General features: G+C 71.8%; 17 protein-coding genes, 2 pseudogenes and 1 riboswitch. Of the genes and pseudogenes, 13 read left to right on the plus strand and 6 right to left on the minus strand.

Features of this window, described 5'->3' with window-relative positions; translation table 11 throughout:
• Positions 1 to 127: 127 nt before the first annotated feature.
• Entirely contained in the window at positions 128 to 1,045 is a 918-nt protein-coding gene (gene rmuC / locus AMETH_RS29275; protein WP_017984773.1) for a DNA recombination protein RmuC, read from the plus strand.
• Between the two features lie 155 nt (positions 1,046 to 1,200).
• On the plus strand, positions 1,201 to 2,241 hold the full coding sequence (locus tag AMETH_RS29280) for a DUF6542 domain-containing protein (RefSeq protein ID WP_017984774.1): 1,041 nt from the start codon (positions 1,201 to 1,203) through the stop codon (positions 2,239 to 2,241).
• A gap of 476 nt (positions 2,242 to 2,717) precedes the next feature.
• On the opposite strand, the gene AMETH_RS29285 is transcribed toward AMETH_RS29280, so the two are convergent.
• Positions 2,718 to 3,671, minus strand: a complete 954-nt coding sequence (locus AMETH_RS29285; protein ID WP_081617608.1) for a 4-hydroxy-3-methylbut-2-enyl diphosphate reductase — start codon at positions 3,669 to 3,671, stop codon at positions 2,718 to 2,720.
• Positions 3,672 to 3,806: 135 nt separating this feature from the next.
• On the opposite strand from AMETH_RS29285, the gene AMETH_RS29290 reads away from it, so the two are divergent.
• From AMETH_RS29290 to AMETH_RS29315, 6 genes are all read left to right on the plus strand, one after another.
• Complete coding sequence (locus AMETH_RS29290; protein ID WP_017984776.1) at positions 3,807 to 4,415, plus strand: lipid droplet-associated protein; 609 nt, start codon at positions 3,807 to 3,809, stop codon at positions 4,413 to 4,415.
• The gene (gene xseA / locus AMETH_RS29295) at positions 4,412 to 5,650 is read left to right on the plus strand and encodes an exodeoxyribonuclease VII large subunit (protein ID WP_017984777.1); all 1,239 of its coding nucleotides are present in this window, start codon (positions 4,412 to 4,414) and stop codon (positions 5,648 to 5,650) included. The genes AMETH_RS29290 and xseA overlap by 4 nt, the downstream gene beginning before the upstream one ends.
• 3 nt (positions 5,651 to 5,653) lie before the next feature.
• Positions 5,654 to 6,052 carry a hypothetical protein gene (locus AMETH_RS29300; protein WP_017984778.1) on the plus strand — a complete coding sequence of 133 codons (399 nt, stop codon included), beginning with the start codon at positions 5,654 to 5,656 and terminating at the stop codon, positions 6,050 to 6,052.
• Positions 6,049 to 6,264 (plus strand): exodeoxyribonuclease VII small subunit, encoded by a 216-nt coding sequence (locus AMETH_RS29305; RefSeq protein WP_017984779.1) that lies wholly within the window; start codon positions 6,049 to 6,051, stop codon positions 6,262 to 6,264. The genes AMETH_RS29300 and AMETH_RS29305 overlap by 4 nt, the downstream gene beginning before the upstream one ends.
• 85 nt (positions 6,265 to 6,349) lie before the next feature.
• Complete coding sequence (gene glpX, locus AMETH_RS29310) at positions 6,350 to 7,420, plus strand: class II fructose-bisphosphatase (protein WP_017984780.1); 1,071 nt, start codon at positions 6,350 to 6,352, stop codon at positions 7,418 to 7,420.
• Positions 7,417 to 8,265 carry a S1 family peptidase gene (locus AMETH_RS29315; protein ID WP_017984781.1) on the plus strand — a complete coding sequence of 283 codons (849 nt, stop codon included), beginning with the start codon at positions 7,417 to 7,419 and terminating at the stop codon, positions 8,263 to 8,265. Before glpX ends, AMETH_RS29315 begins: the two co-directional genes overlap by 4 nt.
• 1 nt (position 8,266) lies before the next feature.
• Here the strand turns inward: AMETH_RS29315 and AMETH_RS29320 are convergent, their stop codons facing one another.
• Complete coding sequence (locus tag AMETH_RS29320) at positions 8,267 to 9,241, minus strand: NAD(P)/FAD-dependent oxidoreductase (protein WP_038532492.1); 975 nt, start codon at positions 9,239 to 9,241, stop codon at positions 8,267 to 8,269.
• 103 nt (positions 9,242 to 9,344) lie between these two features.
• Here AMETH_RS29320 and AMETH_RS29325 point away from each other — a divergent pair, with 103 nt between their 5' ends.
• Positions 9,345 to 10,742: a class II fumarate hydratase gene (locus AMETH_RS29325; protein ID WP_017984783.1), complete on the plus strand. Its 1,398-nt coding sequence runs from the start codon at positions 9,345 to 9,347 to the stop codon at positions 10,740 to 10,742.
• Positions 10,743 to 10,784: 42 nt separating this feature from the next.
• On the opposite strand, the pseudogene AMETH_RS29330 reads toward AMETH_RS29325, so the two are convergent.
• Positions 10,785 to 11,746: pseudogene (locus tag AMETH_RS29330) on the minus strand (aldo/keto reductase).
• 123 nt (positions 11,747 to 11,869) lie between these two features.
• On the opposite strand from AMETH_RS29330, the pseudogene AMETH_RS29335 reads away from it, so the two are divergent.
• Positions 11,870 to 12,692 (plus strand): annotated as a pseudogene (locus tag AMETH_RS29335) (helix-turn-helix domain-containing protein).
• Here AMETH_RS29335 and AMETH_RS29340 read toward each other — a convergent pair.
• Positions 12,659 to 13,387: a zf-HC2 domain-containing protein gene (locus AMETH_RS29340; protein WP_017984786.1), complete on the minus strand. Its 729-nt coding sequence runs from the start codon at positions 13,385 to 13,387 to the stop codon at positions 12,659 to 12,661. The pseudogene AMETH_RS29335 and the gene AMETH_RS29340 overlap by 34 nt on opposite strands.
• A 169-nt stretch (positions 13,388 to 13,556) precedes the next feature.
• On the opposite strand from AMETH_RS29340, the gene AMETH_RS29345 reads away from it, so the two are divergent.
• Positions 13,557 to 14,111: a sigma-70 family RNA polymerase sigma factor gene (locus AMETH_RS29345; RefSeq protein WP_017984787.1), complete on the plus strand. Its 555-nt coding sequence runs from the start codon at positions 13,557 to 13,559 to the stop codon at positions 14,109 to 14,111.
• On the opposite strand, the gene nicT is transcribed toward AMETH_RS29345, so the two are convergent.
• On the minus strand, positions 14,100 to 15,152 hold the full coding sequence (nicT, locus tag AMETH_RS29350) for a Nickel transporter NicT (RefSeq protein WP_017984788.1): 1,053 nt from the start codon (positions 15,150 to 15,152) through the stop codon (positions 14,100 to 14,102). The two genes, AMETH_RS29345 and nicT, sit on opposite strands and share 12 nt — an antisense overlap.
• 44 nt (positions 15,153 to 15,196) lie before the next feature.
• Positions 15,197 to 15,366: riboswitch (cobalamin riboswitch) on the minus strand.
• A gap of 70 nt (positions 15,367 to 15,436) precedes the next feature.
• On the minus strand, positions 15,437 to 16,015 hold the full coding sequence (locus tag AMETH_RS29355; protein ID WP_017984789.1) for a TetR/AcrR family transcriptional regulator: 579 nt from the start codon (positions 16,013 to 16,015) through the stop codon (positions 15,437 to 15,439).
• Positions 16,016 to 16,083: 68 nt separating this feature from the next.
• Between AMETH_RS29355 and AMETH_RS29360 the strand changes: the two genes are divergently transcribed.
• Positions 16,084 to 17,010 (plus strand): DMT family transporter, encoded by a 927-nt coding sequence (locus AMETH_RS29360; RefSeq protein ID WP_017984790.1) that lies wholly within the window; start codon positions 16,084 to 16,086, stop codon positions 17,008 to 17,010.
• Entirely contained in the window at positions 16,971 to 18,497 is a 1,527-nt protein-coding gene (locus AMETH_RS29365) for an ATP-dependent DNA ligase (RefSeq protein ID WP_017984791.1), read from the plus strand. Before AMETH_RS29360 ends, AMETH_RS29365 begins: the two co-directional genes overlap by 40 nt.
• The last annotated feature ends 40 nt before the right edge of the window (positions 18,498 to 18,537 follow it).

The following is an 18,537-nucleotide window of genomic DNA, read 5'->3' on the forward strand; positions in this document are numbered from 1 at the left end:
CAGACACACCGCGATGCTTCACCCGAACGTGTGTTCGGAGGGGATCCGCGCGGGCGGGCCCCGTTTTTGTCGGTGCCCTCCGTCATGATGCGGTCACGTTCTCGACGATCAAGAAAGGAGGGCGGCAGTGGCCTCCACCGTGATCAGCACGGCAGCCGTCGCGATCGCTTTGGTCCTGGTCGTGGCGGTCGTCCTGCTGTGGCGGCTCTACAGCGACAGCATGCGCCGCGCGGACGCGGCGGCCCGGCAGGTCGAGGCCGAGCGGTCACGCGTGGATCAGCAGCAGGCCGCGCTGCGCAGGTACGAAGTGGCCTTCGCCTCGATCACCGGCAGGGGCGAGCTGGGCGAGCAGGTACTGGCGGAGACCGCGCGGGCGCTGGGGTTGCGCGAGGGGCTGCACTACACGCTGCAGACGGACCTGGGTGGCGGTGGCTCTGCCAAACCGGACATGGTGCTGCGGGTCGGTGGCGACCGGGCCGTGCCGGTCGACGCGAAGGCGAGCCTGGCCTGCTGGGCGGAAGCGGTCGAGACCGACGATCCAGACGAGCGGATGGACGCGCTGCGGGTCCACGTCCGCAACCTCCGCTCCCGGGCGGCCGAGCTCGCGGGCAAGGGGTACCAGCGCTGGGCCGACGCGATCTACGGCACGGTGATGTTCGTGCCATCCGACGCGGCCGTGGTAGCGGCGCTGGACACCGATCCCGAACTGCTGCGCTGGATGCTCGACCGGCGGGTGTTCCTGTGCGGTCCGACCGGGTTCGCGGTGGTGGCGTCGGCCGCGCTGTTCGCCGCGAGCGACCGGGCGGTGGTGGACGACATCGAGCGGGTGCGGGCAGGCGCGGCGGCCGCGCACCGGGCGGCCGGCAACGCGGTCGAGGCCCTCAACCTCAGCAGCACCCACCTCCAGCGGTTCCTATCGGCGCGGCGGCGGGAGATGGAGGCGCTCGAAGGGTTCCGGGCAGCCGTGGCGCCACTGTCGGACGCGGCCGCCAGCCCGACCGAAGTGGCACCCATCCGAAGGGGGGACGAGATAGCCGCGAGCTAGTGAAAAATTCGCGTTACCGGCAGGTTGCCAACACGGCCGGACGAGCCGAAACCCCTGATCACGACGGGTGCCCGCGGGCCGCGCCAGTGGTCTGAACCGCATCCTCGGCGGTATGGGGAGCCAGTGGGGTCGGCTACAGGTTACGGTGTTGCCTCGTGACCGCCATTCCCGATCGCCGGAGCGATTCCGACGCCGACGACATCCCCGTGCCGTGGGATCAGCGTCCCATCGTCGGTGAACGCCGCGGCCTGCCGTGGTGGGGTGCCGTGCTCCTCGCCTTCGGGCTGGCAGTGATCGGCGCGGTCATCGACATGCAGACGCAGAACAAACTCGGCTGGCTGTTCCAGGGCGCGTACTTCGTCGGCGCGGTGGGCGCGGTGTGTGGCGTGCAGCGGCGCAGCCTGTTCGGGCCAATGGTGCAGCCCCCGCTGATTCTGGGGATCACCGTACCCGGGGTCGTGCTGCTGGTCTCCGGGTTGCCGGACAACAGCGACATGCTGACGAAGGTGCTGGCGGTCGGCACCCCGCTGATCAACGGCTTCCCGACAATGGCGATCACGACGGGCTGCACCCTGGTGCTGGGCATCGTCCGGATCTACCGGGAACGCAACCCGGACGCGAAGCCGAAGGCCGGCGACGGCGAGCGGCCCACGGACCCGAAGCGTCCCGGCAGCCAGGCTCGCGGCGGTGCAGCGCGGGGTGACGCGCCGCGTCGGCGTCGTCCGGCGGAGGACCATACCGGCGCGGAGGACCGCCCGGGCGGTGACGGCGCTGCCGCGGGTGCGGTCGCTGCCGGACGTGGTGCGGCGGGGCGACGTCCCGGACGCCGCCCGGTCGACGACGATCCGCGTCGCGCCGCGGACGAGGCGCCTCGGCGCGGCCGTCGCGGCGCGGACGGTGGCGCACGACGTCCGGCAGGGGACGACCCCCGCCGGGACCCGGGGCTTCGGGACGACCCGCGCCGCGTAGCCCGCGGTGGCAAGACGCCGCCCCCGGGACGGCGCCCGCGGCAGCGCGGTGTGCCGCCGGAGGAAGCCGACCGGCGCGGCGGCGAACCACGCGCCGGCGGCCCGGCTGCCGACCGCCCCCGCCGGGTCCCCCCACGGGGCGGCGACCCACGCCTGGACCCGCGCCGAGGCCCCGAAGGCCGCCGCGGAAACCCCCCACGCCGCCGCCCCTGGGACGACGACGCCTGAGAGTGCGTCGAGGGGGCTGAGGCAGCGGACGGACTCCACGACGACACCTGAGAGTGCGCCGCGCCGGCTGAAGCAGCGAGCGAACTCCACAGCGACGCCTGAGAGTGCGTCACGCCGGCTGAGACAGCGAGCGAACTCCACGACGACACCTGAGAACGGGGCGTGTCGACTGGCGCACCGCGCCCGGATCAGAAACAACAACGCCTGAGAGCGCAGCGCAAGGCTGAGGCGGCGCGGCCGGCTCCAGAGACAAACACGCCTGAGATCGGGGGCGCGTCGGCGTTGAAGCGGCGCGCCGGGCTCCGGTTGGACGCACGTCGCGCTGTGGAGGCAACACCGGATCTGTCGGAACCTGGAGAGAGGGTCGCGTGCGGTGAGGGCGCGATCGCGCGATCCCCGGCACAGACGAACCGGGCTGGAACGCGCGTATCACGCGTCCGATGGAAGAACCCCGGGCGGCACCAAAACCAGCGCGGTCAGACGCTCCGCAGCTCGCGGGGCAACGCGAAGGCGATCTTCTCGTTCGCGGTCGTCACTTCCTGCACGTCGCCCCAGCCGCGTTCGGACAGCCACGCCAGCAGGTCCATCACGAGCACGTCCGGCACCGACGCGCCGCTCGTCACGCCGACCGTGGTCACACCCTCCAGCCACTTCTCGTCGACCTCGCGGGCGAAGTCGATCAAGTGCGCGTCCCTGGCGCCGGCCTGCTTCGCGACCTCCACGAGGCGCTGGGAGTTCGACGAGTTCTTCGACCCGACGACCAGCACGAGGTCGCACTCCGGCGCCATCGCTTTCACCGCCGTCTGGCGGTTGGACGTCGCATAACAAATGTCGTCGCTCGGCGGGTCCGCCAGGTTCGGGAAGCGGCCCTTGAGCTGGTCGACCCGCTCCATCGTTTCGTCGACGCTCAGCGTGGTCTGCGACAGCCACACGACCTTCGACGGGTCCCGCACCTCGACCTTCGCCGCGTCCTCGGCCGTGTCCACCAGCCGCACGTGCGTCGGCGCCTCACCGGCGGTGCCCTCGACCTCCTCGTGGCCCTCGTGGCCGATCAGCAGGATGTCGTAGTCCTCGCGCGCGAACCGGTTGACCTCCTTGTGCACCTTCGTCACCAGCGGGCACGTCGCGTCGATGGTGCGCAGGTTGCGCTCCTCCGCCTCCGCCCGCACGGCCGGCGACACCCCGTGCGCCGAGAACACGACGAGCTCGCCCTCGGGCACCTCGGACGTCTCCTCGACGAAGATCACCCCGCGCTCGCGCAGCGACTCGACCACGTGCCGGTTGTGCACGATCTCCTTGCGCACGTACACCGGCGGCCCGTACAGCTCCAGGGCCTTCTCCACGGCGACCACGGCGCGGTCGACGCCGGCGCAGTAGCCACGCGGCTTGGCCAGCAACACACGCTTGACGGGCTCGGAGACAGCAGTCATACGTCCAGGGTACGGGCCGCCCGGCAGGCGAACCCCGCCCCCACCGGGCACCCCCAGCCCGAATTGTGTGCATCCCGTCACGTCGCCACGCCGCGCCGGTTGGGCTGAACCGTCAAGGTGCGGCACGCTGTACCCATGAAGCCACTCCCGCTTCCCCTCCGCGTCGCGGCGGGCCTGGCCGTCACCGCCGCCGAACGGGCCCGCGACCTGCCGAAAACCCTGCTCGGCCTGCCGGTCACGGTGATCTCCGGCGTGCTCCAGTTCTCCATGCGGATGCAGCAGCACGTCACCGAGCTGGCCATCCGCGGTGACGACGCCCTCGCCTCGCTGCGCCCCGTCGAGGAGGCCCCGAGCTGGGCCACCTTCGACGAGGACCTGCCCGCCGACCAGCCTGCGGAACAGCCGCGCGCCGACCGCAACGGCCACCGCCCGGACGCGGTGCTCGCCGACGTCGGCGACAGCCCCTGGGAACAGGAGGAACGCGCGCTGGGCGAGGAGCACGTCGAGGGCGAGTTCGACAGCCCGGCAGGCACCGCCGAAGGCCCGCTCGGCCTGGCCAACTACGACGAGCTCACCCTGCCCCAGCTGCGCGCCCGCCTGCGCCGCTTCTCCCTCGAAGAGCTCGAAGAGCTGCTGGAGTACGAGCGCGCCCACGAGAACCGCGCGCAGTTCGTCGGCATGCTCGCCCGTCGCATCACCAACGTGCAGCGCGCCAACGCCACCGGGGACACCGAGGCGGAGTGAGCGCCGAACCCACCTCCGCCGAGAACCCGTGGCCGGTCCGCACCGTCGCGCGCAAGATCGCCGAGTGGATCAACCGGCTCGGCTCGGTCTGGGTCGAGGGCCAGGTCACCCAGATCAACGCCCGTCCAGGCACCCAGACCGCGTTCCTCACCCTGCGCGACCCGGCCGCCGACGTCTCCATGACCGTCACCTGCCCGACCGGCCTGCTGCGCGGCATCGAACCGCCGCTGCGGGACGGCGCCAGCGTGGTCGTCTACGCCAAACCGACCTTCTACCTGGGCCGCGGCACGATCTCGCTGCGGGCGACCGAGATCCGCGCGGTCGGCATCGGTGAGCTGCTCGCCCGCATCGAACGGCTGCGCCGCCTCCTGGCCGCCGAGGGCCTGTTCGCCAAGGAACGCAAGCGCCGCCTCCCGTTCCTGCCCAAGGGCATCGGCCTGATCACCGGCCGCGCGTCGGCCGCCGAACGGGACGTCCTGGTCAACGCGCACGCCCGGTGGCCCGCCGCACCGTTCCAGGTGGTCAACACCGCCGTGCAGGGCGTCCAGGCGGTGCCACAGATCGTCAAGGCGCTGAAGATGCTCGACGCCGACCCGTCCGTCGAGGTCATCGTCATCGCGCGGGGTGGCGGCAGTGTCGAGGACCTGCTGCCGTTCTCCGACGAGACCCTGTGCCGCGCCGTCGCCGCCGCGCGGACCCCGGTGGTCAGCGCCATCGGCCACGAACCGGACACCCCCCTGCTCGACCACGTCGCCGACGTGCGCTGCTCCACCCCGACCGACGCGGGCAAGCGCGTCGTGCCGGACGTCAAGGAGGAGACCGAGCGGGTCCGGCAGATGCGCGACCGGGCCCGCCGCGCGCTGCACGGCTGGGTGGACACCCAGTGCCGCCTGCTCGACCAGCTGCGCAGCCGCCCCGTGCTGGCCGATCCGCTCGGCCCGATCAACCAGCGCGCCGACGAGGTCGAGCTGCACCGGGAACGCGGGCGTCGCGCGGTGCTCAACCTGGTCTCGCACGAGCAGGCCGCGATCTCCGGCGCGCGCGGCAAGCTGACCGCGCTCGGACCGGCCGCGACCCTCGAACGCGGGTACGCGGTCGTGCAATACCGGGACGACGCGGGCAACCTCCAGGTGCTCCGGCACATCTCTGAAGTAGCGGACGGAACTCCGCTGCGCGTGCGCGTCGTCGACGGAGCGGTGCACGCGGTCGCGAAATCCACCGAACCTGGGGAGTAGGAAGTGCTGCGTTCCGCTCGGGCAACGTTCCTCCCGCTCACCACGGACGCCGCGGCCCGGGCCGGGGCGCAGGCCGTTCTCGACCGGGCAGGCGCCGCCGAGGCCGCGGCCGGCGCCTGCTGGGCGTCGCTGCTGGCCGGGTGCGCCGTGCCGGGCCGCTGGGACCTGGACGTGCGCCTGCGGCAGCTGTCGGAGGCGACCTCGGCCTTCGTGGGCGTGAAGTGGTGGTTCAACGAGGGCGCGCCGCACCGCAGGCGGGTCGCGCAGGCGCAGGGGTCCATCGAACTGGCGATCACCGAGGGTGACGGCCAGGAGTTCGCCACGGCCTTCGCCGGTTACGACCACGCGATGGCGAGCGCGGTAGTGTGCGCTCGTCGACCCGCGAGGAGCACAACCCGGTGACCGAAGAACTCGGCTATGAACAGGCCCGCGACCAGCTGATCGAGGTCGTCCGCGAGCTGGAGGCGGGCGGTCTGTCCCTGGAGCAGTCGCTGGCGCTGTGGGAGAAGGGCGAGCACCTCGCCAAGCTGTGCGAGCGTCACCTGGAAGGCGCGCGCGAGCGCATCGAGGACGCCCTGAAGTCCGTGGAAGACGAAACCGGCGACGAAGGGTGACATTCGCCATCACGACGGTGCCCTGCGAGCGCGCGCGAGTCTGAGAGAATCGTTACCCGCGCCAGCACGACCCTGGAGGGCAGCAATGACCAGCGGCACCCAGTCCCCGAGCTCGACGAGACGCAAGGAAGCGCCGGATCGCAACCTCGCGATGGAACTGGTGCGCGTCACCGAGGCGGCCGCCATGGCGGCAGGCCGCTGGGTCGGCAAGGGCGACAAGAACGCGGGCGACGGCGCGGCCGTCGACGCGATGCGCCAGCTCATCTCGACGGTGTCGATGCGCGGTGTCGTCGTCATCGGCGAGGGCGAGAAGGATGAAGCCCCGATGCTCTACAACGGCGAAGAGGTGGGCAACGGGGACGGCCCGGCCTGCGACGTCGCCGTGGACCCGATCGACGGCACGACCTTGATGTCCAAGGGCATGCCGAACGCGCTGGCCGTGCTCGCGGTCGCCGAGCGCGGCGCGATGTTCGACCCGTCGGCGGTCTTCTACATGGAGAAGCTGGCCGTCGGCCCGGAGGCCGCGGGCGTGGTGGACCTGTCCGCGCCGGTCGCGGAGAACATCCGCCGGGTCGCGAAGGCCAAGCACACCGAGGTCTCCGACGTGACGGTGTGCATCCTGGACCGCCCGCGGCACGAGCAGCTGGTGAAGGAGGTCCGCGAGGCGGGCGCCCGGATCCGCTTCATCTCCGACGGTGACGTGGCGGGCGCGATCGCCGCGGCCCGTCCGACCACCGGTGTCGACATGCTGTTCGGCATCGGCGGCACGCCGGAGGGCATCATCACCGCCTGCGCGATGAAGTGTCTCGGCGGCGAGCTGCAGGGGCGGTTGTGGCCGCAGGACGACGCCGAGCGCGAGAAGGCGATCGGCGCCGGGCACGACCTCGACCGCGTGCTCACCACCGACGACCTGGTGCGCGGCGACAACGTGTTCTTCTGCGCGACCGGCGTGACCGACGGCGACCTGCTGCGCGGGGTGCACTACCGCTCCGGCGGCGCGACGACCCAGTCAATCGTGATGCGTTCCAAGTCCGGCACGGTGCGGCTGATCGACGGTTACCACCGCCTGACCAAGCTCCGCGCCTACTCCTCCGTCGACTTCGACGGTGTCCTGACCGATGCCCCCGACGACGATGTGGTGCCACCGCTACCGTGAAACGCCTCCTGCTGATCGCCGCCGCCTGCCTGCTCACCGTGACCGGAGTGGTGCAGTCGGCGGCGGCCCGGCCGGACCTGGTCGGCGGCGTGTCCGCCGACCAGACCTACCCCTTCATCGCGTCGCTGCAGACCACCGCGGGCAGGCATTTCTGCGGCGCGTCCCTGATCTCCCCGCAGTGGCTGCTGACCGCGGCGCACTGCGTCCACGACCAGCCCGCCGACACCTTCACCGCCCGGATCGGCAGCAACGACCGCACGCAGGGCGGTGAGGTCGCGAAACCGGACCGGGTCATCACCCACCCGAACTACAACCCGAGTGGGCCGGGCGGGGACATCGCCCTGGTCCACCTGGCCGGCCCGGTGCAGGCCGCGCCGGTCGGGCTCGGCACGTCGGCCGCTCCAGGCACGTCGGTGCGGCTGCTTGGCTGGGGCCAGCTATGCCCGACCCCGGGTTGCGGCGCCGCGCCGGTCGACCTCCAGCAGCTGGACACGACGCTGGTGGACGCGGCCCGTTGCGCGGCGATCGACCCGGCGACCGAGCTGTGTACCGATTCGCCGGGTGGCACGGCAGGCGCGTGCTACGGCGATTCGGGCGGGCCGGAGCTGGTCCAGGCCGGCGACCGGTGGCTCCTGCTGGGCCTGACCAGCCGCTCCGGCAACAACGATCCGGCCTGCACGACCGCGCCGTCGATCTACACCTCGGCGCTGGCCTACACGCAGTGGATCGCCGAGCAGACCGCGCCACCACCGCCCCCGGCACCGGCGCCCAGCCCAGCGCCCAGCCCCACGCCGACCCCCTCCCCCAGCCCGACGACGACCTCCACGCCACCGCCGCCCGCCTGACTCACAGGTTGCTGGAGTGCCCCGGGAACAGGTGTGCTTCCGGGTCGAGGGTGACGGCGATGTTGTTGATCGCGGTCGCGGCCTCGCCGAACCCGGTGGCGATCAGCTTGACCTTGCCCGGGTAGGCGGCCACGTCTCCGGCCGCGAAAACCCGTTCCACACCGGTCGCCATGGTCGAGTCGACCCGGATGGCTCGCTGGTGGATGTCCAGCCCCCAGTTCTCGATGGGCCCGAGGTCGGCGGTGAACCCGAGCGCGGCCACCACCGCATGCGCGGGCAGCACCACCGGCTCCTCGCCCTTGACCTGCACCTCGACCTCGGCGAGCGCGCCGTCCGGCCCTTCGCGCAGTGCGGTCACTTCGGCGTCGGTGATGATCCGCACCCCCAGCTCGCGCGCCTGCGTGACGATCGACTCCGCCGCCCGGAACCTGGCACGCCGGTGCACCAGCGCGACGCTCGACGCGAGCGGGTGCAGCGCCAGCACCCAGTCGAACGCCGAGTCGCCGCCGCCGACGACCACGACGTCCTGCCCCGCGTGCGCGTCCAGCGAGGGCACGAAGTGGACCATGCCACGGCCGAGCCAGCCGTCCCCGGCCGGCAGCGGCCGCGGCGTGAATTCGCCGATTCCCGCGGTGATCAGCACGGCCCTGGCGTGCACGACCTCCCCGCCGTCGAGCACCACGTCCAGCCCGTCGTCACCGCGGCGAAGCTCCTCGGCCTTGCGCCCGAGCAGGTAGGCCGGGTTCCACGGCGCGGCCTGTTCGACCAGCCCCTTGACCAGGTCGCGGCCGCGCACCGCGGGGAACCCGCCGACGTCGTAGATCAGCTTCTCCGGGTACATCGCGGTGACCTGCCCGCCGGCCTCCGGCAGCGAGTCGACGACCGCCGTCGACAACCCGCGGAACCCGGCGTAGTACGCGCCGAACAGGCCGGTCGGGCCCGCGCCGACGATCAGGACGTCCACTGACAGAGCCATGGGCCGCCGCCCTTCCGCCGTGATCCAAGTCACCACCGATCTAACCATTCCCGGTGCGCGAACACACGGAGCGAGCGCCCGGCGGAAGGGCCAGACTCGGGTTATGGCTGAACCTGAATTCCGGATCGAACACGACACGATGGGCGAGGTGAAGGTGCCCGTCGACGCGCTGTACCGGGCACAGACCCAGCGCGCCGTCGAGAACTTCCCGATCTCCGGCCGGGGCCTCGAGCGCGCCCAGATCCGCGCGCTCGGCCTGCTCAAAGCCGCGGCGGCGCGGGTCAACGCCCGGTTCGGCGTGCTGGAGGGCGACCTTGCGAACGCGATCGCGGCGGCGGCCGACGAGGTGGCCGAGGGCAGGCACGACGCGCACTTCCCCATCGACGTGTTCCAGACCGGGTCCGGGACCTCGTCGAACATGAACGCCAACGAGGTCATCGCGACCCTGGCGAGCCGCGCGATGGGCAGCGACGTGCACCCGAACGACCACGTCAACGCCTCGCAGTCGTCGAACGACACGTTCCCGACGACGATCCACATCGCCGCCACCGAGGCGGTGCTGACGGACGTGATCCCGGCGCTGAAGCACCTCGCCGAGACCATCGAGGGGCGCGCGGCGGAGTGGCGGGACATCGTCAAGTCCGGCCGCACGCACCTGATGGACGCCGTGCCGATCACGCTGGGCCAGGAGGCCGGGGCGTGGGCGGCGCAGGTCCGGTTCGGCATCGAGCGGCTGGAGTCCGGGCTGGGCAGGCTGGGGGAGCTGCCAATCGGCGGCACCGCGGTCGGGTCCGGGCTGAACGCGCCGGAGGGCTTCGGCGCGGCGGTGGCCGAGGAGCTGGCGAAGGTGACCGGCCTGCCGCTGACCGAGGCGCGCAACCACTTCGAGGCGCAGGCCAGCCAAGACAGCGTGGTCGAGACCTCCGGGCATCTGCGCACGGTCGCCGTGTCGCTGGCCAAGATCGCCAACGACCTGCGCTGGCTCGGCTCCGGTCCGCGCACCGGCCTCGCCGAGCTGCAGCTGCCGGACCTCCAGCCGGGTTCGTCGATCATGCCGGGCAAGGTCAACCCGGTGATCCCGGAGGCGACACTTCAGGTGGTCGCGCAGGTCATCGGCAACGACGCGGCGGTGGCCTACGCCGGTTCGCAGGGCAACTTCCAGCTCAACGTGAACCTGCCGGTGATCGCGCGCAACGTGTTGGAGTCGGCGCGCCTGCTGGCCGCGGTGTCCCGCCTGCTGGCCGACAAGGTGATCGCCGGGATCACCGTCAACGAGGAGCGCACCAAGGCCTACGCCGAGGGCTCGCCGTCGATCGTCACGCCGCTCAACAAGTACATCGGCTATGAGGAGGCGGCCGCGGTCGCGAAGCAGGCGCTCAAGGAGCTCAAGACCATCCGTGAGGTCGTCGTCGAGCGCGGCTACATCGAGCAGGGCAAGCTCACCGAGGCCCAGCTCGACGAGGCCCTCGACGTGCTCCGGATGGCGCGCGGCGGCAAGTGATCGGGTGGAGGCCACCCGTGGGCGGGTGGCCTCCGCCCCGGATCAGCGCCGCCGCAGCGACTTGTCCGCGAGCGCGGGCGGCGTGTAGTCGGGGTCGACGGCGTTGAGGTCGACGCCTGCCAGCAGGTCGGCGAGCTGCTCCGGCGTGCGCGAGCCGATGATCGCCGACGTGACCGCCGGGTGCGACCGCACGAACGCGAGGGCCAGGTGCGTGAGCGGGCGGCCCAGGTCGGCGGCCACCTTCTTCAGCTCGTTGGTGGCCGCCAGTTTCGCCGCGTTCCCGGGCATCGCGGGGTCGAACTTGTGGTTCTGCAGCGCGACCCTGCCCGCCTGCAGATCCACATCGGACGGTGCGGAGTACCGCCCGGACAGCCAGCCCGCGGACAGCGGTCCCCACGTCAGCACCCCCCATGCCGTAGCGCTGCGCGGTCGGCAGGACGTGCGCCTCGATGCCCCGGTTGAGGATCGAGTACGGCGGCTGCTCGGTGCGGAACCGCAACGTGCCCGCGCTGCTCGGCGACCCACTGCGCCTCGACGATCTCCTGCGCCGGGAAGACGGAAGACCCGATCGCGCGCACCTTGCCCGCCCGTACGAAGTCCGGCAGCGCCGACAGTGTCTCGTCGATGTCGGTGGTGTGGTCGGGGCGGTGCACCTGGTAGAGGTCGACGTGGTCGACGCCGAGCCGGCGCAGGCTGGCGTCCAGCGCCCGCGTCAGCCAGCGGCGGGAGTTGCTGCCGGGCCTGTTCAGGCCGTAGAAGTGCCCCTTGGTCGCGAGGACCACGTCGTCGCGGCGACCCTTGAGCGCCTTGCCGACGATCACCTCGCTCTCGCCGTCGGAGTAGATGTCGGCGGTGTCGACGAAGTTGATGCCCGCGTCGAGCGCGGTGTGGATCATCCGGACCGACTCGTCGTGGTCGCGGTTGCCCCACGCGCCGAACATCATCGCGCCCAGCGTGTACTCGCTGACCTCGATGCCGGTGCCGCCGAGAATTCGTCGTCGCATTTCGAGTTCCTCCTCTGGTGTGTGGTGCCCACGCTCGCCGTGGACGGGGCGGAGGACCAGGCAACGCTCGACCTGGGTCTGGTTGTACCAGGCAACGCGCCGGCGGATCGGGATACTGGAGACGTGGACGGAGCTGATCTGGGAGCGTTCCTCAAGGCCCGTCTCGCGGCGCTGGACCCGCGCGACGTGGGGCTGCCGCCGCAGGGGGTGACGCGGCGCCAGGTGGCCGGGCTGCGCCGCGAGGAACTGGCCCAGCTGGCCGGGATCAGCGTCGACTACCTGACCCGCCTGGAGCACGGCCGCGCGCGGAACGTGTCGGGGCGAGGTGCTCGATTCGCTCGCCAGGCGTTGCGCCTCAACCCGGACGAGGGCGCCTACCTGCACAACCTCGCGTCACCGCGGCGCAAGCGCACCGGAGGCGGTGCCCGCCTTCGTCTTCGGCCGCTACCTCGACGTGCTGGCGTGGAACCCGATGGGCGGCGCGATCGCGTTCGACTTCGGCTCGCTGCCACCGGGCGAGCGCAACCTGCCGAAGCTGTTCTTCCTGAACGAGGACGAGGCACGCGCGCCGCACCCCGAGTTTGACCAGGTCTGCGCGGAGCTGGTGGCGAACCTGCGTGCCGAGGCGGGCCGCTGCCCCGGCGATCCGCGCCTGGCCCAGCTGATCGGCGAGCTGTCACTGGGCAGCGACCTGTTCCGCCGCCTGTGGGCCGGGCACCACGTGCGGGAGAAGGCGCACGGCGACAAGCGCATCCACAACCCGCTGGTCGGCGAGGTGCACCTGCGGTACGAAACGCTGCGCCTGCCGGACGAACCGGACCAGGCGATCGTCACCTACACCGCGGAACCGGGCTCGGCGTCCGAGCGCGCGCTGGGCCTGCTGGCCAGCTGGATCGCCACCGACGACATCGATCAGGCGACGTTGCGCCGCGCGGCGGGCGGCTGATACTTCCGTGACTGCGCCGCCGGTTCGGCGCGGTCGTCGACGGTCTCGGCCGAGCTGGTGCGGCTCGCCGGTTCGGCGCCCGCCCGGTTGCCCGGCCACGGCCACCGGCCGTCGCGGCGCGCCACCAGCACCGCGCAGAACAAGCCGAGCAGCAGCGGCAGGTGGCTGGCCAGCCGTTCCCAGCCGACCCGGCCGCCGACCAGGTCCAGCACGGACAACCCGACCAGCACGGCGGCGAAGCTGAGCAGGACCGGCAGCTGGCTGCGCGCCTGTCGCGGCTTCGCGGCCGCCCACAGCAGGGCGATCGCGATGGCGAAGTTGAACGCCGCGGCCTCGTGCTCGAGGTGCGATCCGGGCTGGACGGCCATCCCATCGGCCATCCGCTGGGGCACGAACAACAGCGACACCACGATGGACATCTGGGCGATCGCGGTGAGGACCAGTGCGAGCCGCGGCCAGTCGAGCCGCGCCGGCCGGGCGGGCGCGGGCACATGGTCGAGCACGCGCGCCGACACGTCCGGCGACGCGGCAGCCGGCTCGAGGCGCACCAGGCGGGTCACCGCCGCCGCCTCGTCCTGCCAGGTAAGACAGGCCGCGCAGCGCGAGACGTGCTCGTCCAGCGCCACCGGATCCACCCCGGGGTCCTCGCCGTCGAGGTTGGCCGAGATCGCCTCGCGCGCGGTTGCACAGTCCATATTTGCATTGTCGTCCGCCCGCGCTGGATAGTTCCCCTCACTGCTCCGGATTCTGGGATCGGTTGGGATTTCACAGGCCCGTGATGTTTCCTTGACGCCGGATGCCATAGAGGCCATAAGGTCATCGGTCAGGGCCCGCACCGTCAGGCCGCACTGGGAGGAACGCGAAGTGGACGACGACGAGATCACCCGGGACGCCTTCCTGGCGGCGCGCGGCGATCGGGTGGCCGCCGAGCGCTTCGTGTCCGCCACCCAACGGCAGCTGCACCGCCTGCTGACCTACCTGTCCAACCCCGGCGTGGCCGAGGACCTGGTGCAGGAGACCTACCTGCGCGCGTTCGCCGCCCTGCCGTCGTTCGCCGGCCGGTCGCCCGCCCGGATGTGGCTGCTGTCGATCGCCAAGCGCGTCGCCGCCGACCACCTGCGTGGCAACCGCCGCCGCCCGCAGACCAGCCAGGTCGAGGACTGGGTGGCCTCCGCGGAGCAGAGCGGCGCCCAGACGCCCGACCACGGCCGGCTCGTCGTACTGCGCAAGCTGATCGCCGAGCTGGAGCCGGAGCGGCGGGAGGCGTTCGTGCTCACCCAGGTGATCGGACTGTCCTACGCCGACGCGGCGGAGGTGTGCGACTGCGCTGTCGGCACCATCCGGTCCCGCGTGTTCCGGGCCCGCGAGGACCTGACCGCCGCACTCAGCTCGAACGGGCGGGCGGCCTCACTCGGCTGAGCTCCACCGGTGCTCGACCCTGGCGAGCCGCCAGTACGCGATCGCGGCCGCCCACACCACCACGAACAACCCGACGACGATGTAGCCGACGCTGTCGAGGTCGATGTCCGCGATCCAGTCGACCAGCGCGCCCGACCAGCCCAGGTCGTCCCGGGCGACACCGACCAGCTCGATGGTGCCGATGACCAGCGCCACCGCGACGGACAGGCCGGTGATCGTGAGGTTGTAGTAGATCTTGCGGACCGGGTTGGCGAACGCCCAGTTGTAGGCGAAGTTCATGAACGTGCCATCAAGCGTGTCGAACAGGCTCATGCCGGCGGCGAACAGCAGCGGCAGGCACAGGATCGCGTACCAGGGCAGGCCGGCGGCCGCGCCGGACCCGGCGAGCGCCAGCAGCAGCACCTCGGTCGCGGTATCGAACCCGACGCCGAACAGCAGCCCGACCAGGTACATCTGGCCCGGGCGGCGGATCGAGCGGGTGAGCCTGCCGAGGAACCGGTTGACGAACCCGCGCGAGTCGAGCCGCGCCTCCAGCTCGGCCTCGTCGAAGCGGCCGCGGCGCAGCTCGCGCCACACCTTCCAGATGCCGATCAGCGCGACCAGGTTCAGAATGCCGATCAGGTACAGGAACCCGCCGGACGCGCCGGTGGAGATCACGCCGAGCACCCGGTGCGCCGACGAGCCGTCCTCGGTCCAGCTCAGGATGCCCTTCGCGCCGATCGCGACGAGCACCGCCAGCACGACGACCACGGTGGAGTGCCCGAGCGCGAACCAGAACCCGACCGAGACCGGGCGCTGGCCCTCGGCCATCAGCTTGCGCGTGGTGTTGTCGATGGCGGCGATGTGGTCGGCGTCGAACGCGTGCCGCATGCCCAGCGTGTACGCCGTCAGCCCCAGCCCGAAGCCGAAGACCTGCGCGCCCACGGCGTAGTGCCCGGGCACCACGAGCAACGCGAGTATCCCGAAGGCGACCGCGTGCAACACGACGATGGCCAGCAGCAACAGGCCCGTGCGGTAGGTGTCCTGCCTGCGCCAGGACATGGTGGATGAACTCCCCATGGAGACCGCCTTCCAGCACCTCGTGGATGGTCCAACGTGCCGTGGCCGGTCTCCTGGCTTCGGATCAACATCCGCGGCCCGCCTTCCCGGACTCGCGTCCAGTGGCTGTCCCGGGCCGGGACTTCCCGTTCACAGTGGCGAGGGCCGCGCCGGTTTCACACCGGACTTCCCGAGCACCACGGCCCGCTCACGGTACGTTTCGGCCTCGCTGCGGGGCAAGGGCCATCCCGGTGACCGGCGCCCTACCGCCGGGACGCCGAGTTGTGCTACGCCGCAGTGGCTTCGTCCACCAGCGACTTCGCGACGCGCTTGGCCGTGGCCACCGCGGTCGGCGCGACGTCCAGCGACGCCGCGACCGTCGCGCCCTCGACCAGGACGAGCAGCGCCTCCGCCAGCCGCACCGGGTTCCGCGCGCCCGCGTCCGCGGCCAGGTCCCGCAGGTAGCCCAGCAACCACTGCTTCGACGCGGTGATCACCTGCCGTCCGGGGTGGTCGGGCGACGGCAGTTCGGCGTGCGCGTTGACGAACGCGCAACCACGCGTGTTCTCGGTGTCGAGCCAGTCGGCGAGCGCGTCGAAGACCTTCAGCAGCTTCTGGGCGGGAGTCGTCCGCGGGCCGGCGAAGGAGCGCACGTGTTCCCGCCACCGCTCGTCCCGGCGGCGCAGGTAGAGGGCTACCAGATCAGCCTTGGAGCCGAACCGGTCGTACAGGGTCTTCTTGGTGACCCCGGCCTCGGCGGCGATCGTGTCCACGCCGACCGCGTGGATCCCGTTGTCGTAGAACAGTTTCCCGGCGACCGTGAGGATGCGTTCGGCGGCCGGGGTCAGCGGCTTGTCCGTCTCCACGATTTGACAGTACACCGACCGGTATAGCTACCGTAGGCTATACAGATCGGTATACTCGGGGAGGTCGCATGCGAGGGAACGTCGCCGCCGGAGCCGGGTTCGTCCTGTTCTGGAGCTCCGGGTTCGTCGGCGCCACGCTGGGCGCCAGGTCCGGCGGCGCGGTATCCCTCCTGGCCTGGCGGTTCCTGGCCGCGGGGCTGCTGCTCGGCGTGTGGTGGGTGGTCCGGCGGCGCGCGATGCGGCCGCGGGACGCCGTGATCCAGGCCGGCCTCGGCGTGCTTTCCCAGGGCGGGTACCTGTACTGCGTGTACGCGGCGGCCGACCTCGGCGTCGCCGCCGGAACGTCCGCGCTGATCGCGGCGCTGCAACCGATCGTCGCGGTGGTGCTGAGCCAGTGCGTGCTGGGCGAGCGCGCGGGCGCACTGCGGTGGGCCGGGCTGGTCGGCGGGCTGGCCGGGGTGGCGCTGGTGGTCGGCGACGACCTGTCCGGCCGCCCCGGCACCCCGCCGCTGGCCTACGCCCTGCCGTTCCTGGCGATGCTCGCACTGGTCGCGGCCACGCTCATCGAGCGCAAGACGGCTTCCGACGTCCCGCTCTGGGACGGGCTGGTGGTGCAGTGCGTGACCAGCGCGATCCTGTTCACCGGGGTCGCGGCGGCCACCGGGCAGCTGGTCGCGCCCGCGGATCCGGACTTCTGGTTCGCGGTCGGGTGGGTCGTCGTGCTTTCCACGTTCGGGGGATATGGCTGCTACTGGCTGGTGCTGCGTCGCAGCTCGGTGACGACCGTGTCCGGTCTGCTGTACCTCACACCGCCTACCACGATGATCCTCGCCTGGCTCATGTTCGACGACACGATCACGCTGCGTGGCCTGCTCGGGCTGGTCGTCTGCCTCGGCGCGGTCGCGCTGGTCCTGCGTCCCCGGAAATTGTCGGTGGGGCGGGAGATGATGTCCGCATGTTGCTCGCCGACGTCGTCACAGCCTCCGCCTCGCTAGCGGCCACCCGCTCGCGCAAGGCGAAGATCGCGACGCTGGCGGACCTGCTCAACCGCGCGGACGAGCGGGAGCTGCCCGCCGTGGTCGCCTTCCTGACCGGCCGGCCCACCCAGGGCCGGATCGGGACGGGGTGGCGCACGCTGGCCGAGCTGGGCGCGCGCCCGGCTGACGAACCGAACCTGACCCTGGCCGGGGTCGACGAGGTCCTCGGCGAAGTGGGAGCCGCTTCGGGCAGCGGGTCGGCCAGGCGCCGGGCCGACCTGCTGGCGGAGCTGTTCACCCGCGCCACCGAAGCCGAACAGCAGTTCCTCTTCCGCCTGCTCACCGGTGAGCTGCGGCAGGGGGCGCTGGAAGGCGTGATGCTCGACGCGATCGCGGCGGCGGCGAACGTGCCCGCCGAGGCGGTCCGGCGCGCGTTCATGCTGTCCGGGCAGCTGCCGGTCACCGCCGCGGCCGCGGTCACCGGTGGCGAGGCCGCGCTCGGCGGCTTCGGGCTGGAGCTGGGGCGCCCGCTGCGGCCGATGCTGGCGTCCCCGGCCGAATCGCTCGACGAGGCGGTGCGCGAACACCCGTCCGCCATCGTCGAGTACAAAATGGACGGAGCGCGGATCCAGGTGCACCGCGACGGCGACGAGGTGCACGTCTACACGAGAACGCTGCGCGAGATCACCCAGCACGTGGGCGAGCTGGTGTCCCTGGTGCGCGCACTGCCGTGCCGGTCGGTGGTGCTCGACGGGGAGACGCTCGCGCTGACCGACGACGGCAGGCCACGGCCGTTCCAGGAGACGATGAGCCGGTTCGGCAGCACGCGCGAGGAGCAGGTGCGCGCGTTGCTGCTGCAGCCGTACTTCTTCGACTGCCTGCACCTGGACGGCACGGACCTGCTCGACAAGCCGTTGCGGGATCGCAACGAGGCGCTGCGCCGGGTGGCCGGCGAGCACCTCATCCCGGGGAGGACGGAACCGTCCGATCCGGACGCGATCCTCGCGGCCGCCCTCGACGCCGGGCACGAGGGCGTGATGGTGAAAGCGCTCGCCTCGCCGTACGCGGCGGGGCGGCGGGGCAGGGCGTGGCTGAAGGTGAAGCCGGTGCACACGCTCGACCTCGTCGTCCTCGCCGCGGAATGGGGCCACGGCCGCCGCACCGGGTACCTGTCGAACTTGCACCTCGGGGCACGCGACCCGGACGGCGGCCCGCCGATCATGGTCGGCAAGACGTTCAAGGGGCTCACCGACGAGCTCCTGGCGTGGCAGACCAGGACGTTCCAGGAGATCGAAACCCACAGGGACAAATGGACGGTGCACGTTCGGCCGGAGCTGGTGGTCGAGATCGAACTGGACGGCGCCCAGGTCAGCACGCGCTACCCGGGCGGTGTCGCACTGCGTTTCGCCCGCGTGGTGCGCTACCGCCCCGGCAAGGACCCGGCCGACGCGGACACGATCGACGCCGTCCGCGCGACGTTGAAGGGAGCCGCGCAGCCAGAGTGATCACCCCACGCCGCGACGGCTTCCAGCCCGTCGGTCTCGG

Origin of the sequence: Amycolatopsis methanolica 239, from assembly GCF_000739085.1 — a bacterium.
Classification (GTDB): Bacteria; Actinomycetota; Actinomycetes; order Mycobacteriales; family Pseudonocardiaceae; genus Amycolatopsis_E; species Amycolatopsis_E methanolica.

Coding starts and splice junctions, on each gene's coding strand:
- AMETH_RS29360 (WP_017984790.1), top strand. CDS start 16,084: ATGCGAGGGAACGTCGCCGCCGGAGCCGGGTTCGTCCTGTTCTGGAGC.
- glpX (WP_017984780.1), top strand. CDS start 6,350: ATGACCAGCGGCACCCAGTCCCCGAGCTCGACGAGACGCAAGGAAGCG.
- AMETH_RS29285 (WP_081617608.1), bottom strand. CDS start 3,671: ATGACTGCTGTCTCCGAGCCCGTCAAGCGTGTGTTGCTGGCCAAGCCG.
- AMETH_RS29320 (WP_038532492.1), bottom strand. CDS start 9,241: ATGGCTCTGTCAGTGGACGTCCTGATCGTCGGCGCGGGCCCGACCGGC.
- AMETH_RS29365 (WP_017984791.1), top strand. CDS start 16,971: ATGTTGCTCGCCGACGTCGTCACAGCCTCCGCCTCGCTAGCGGCCACC.
- AMETH_RS29325 (WP_017984783.1), top strand. CDS start 9,345: ATGGCTGAACCTGAATTCCGGATCGAACACGACACGATGGGCGAGGTG.
- AMETH_RS29340 (WP_017984786.1), bottom strand. CDS start 13,387: ATGGACTGTGCAACCGCGCGCGAGGCGATCTCGGCCAACCTCGACGGC.
- nicT (WP_017984788.1), bottom strand. CDS start 15,152: ATGTCCTGGCGCAGGCAGGACACCTACCGCACGGGCCTGTTGCTGCTG.
- AMETH_RS29290 (WP_017984776.1), top strand. CDS start 3,807: ATGAAGCCACTCCCGCTTCCCCTCCGCGTCGCGGCGGGCCTGGCCGTC.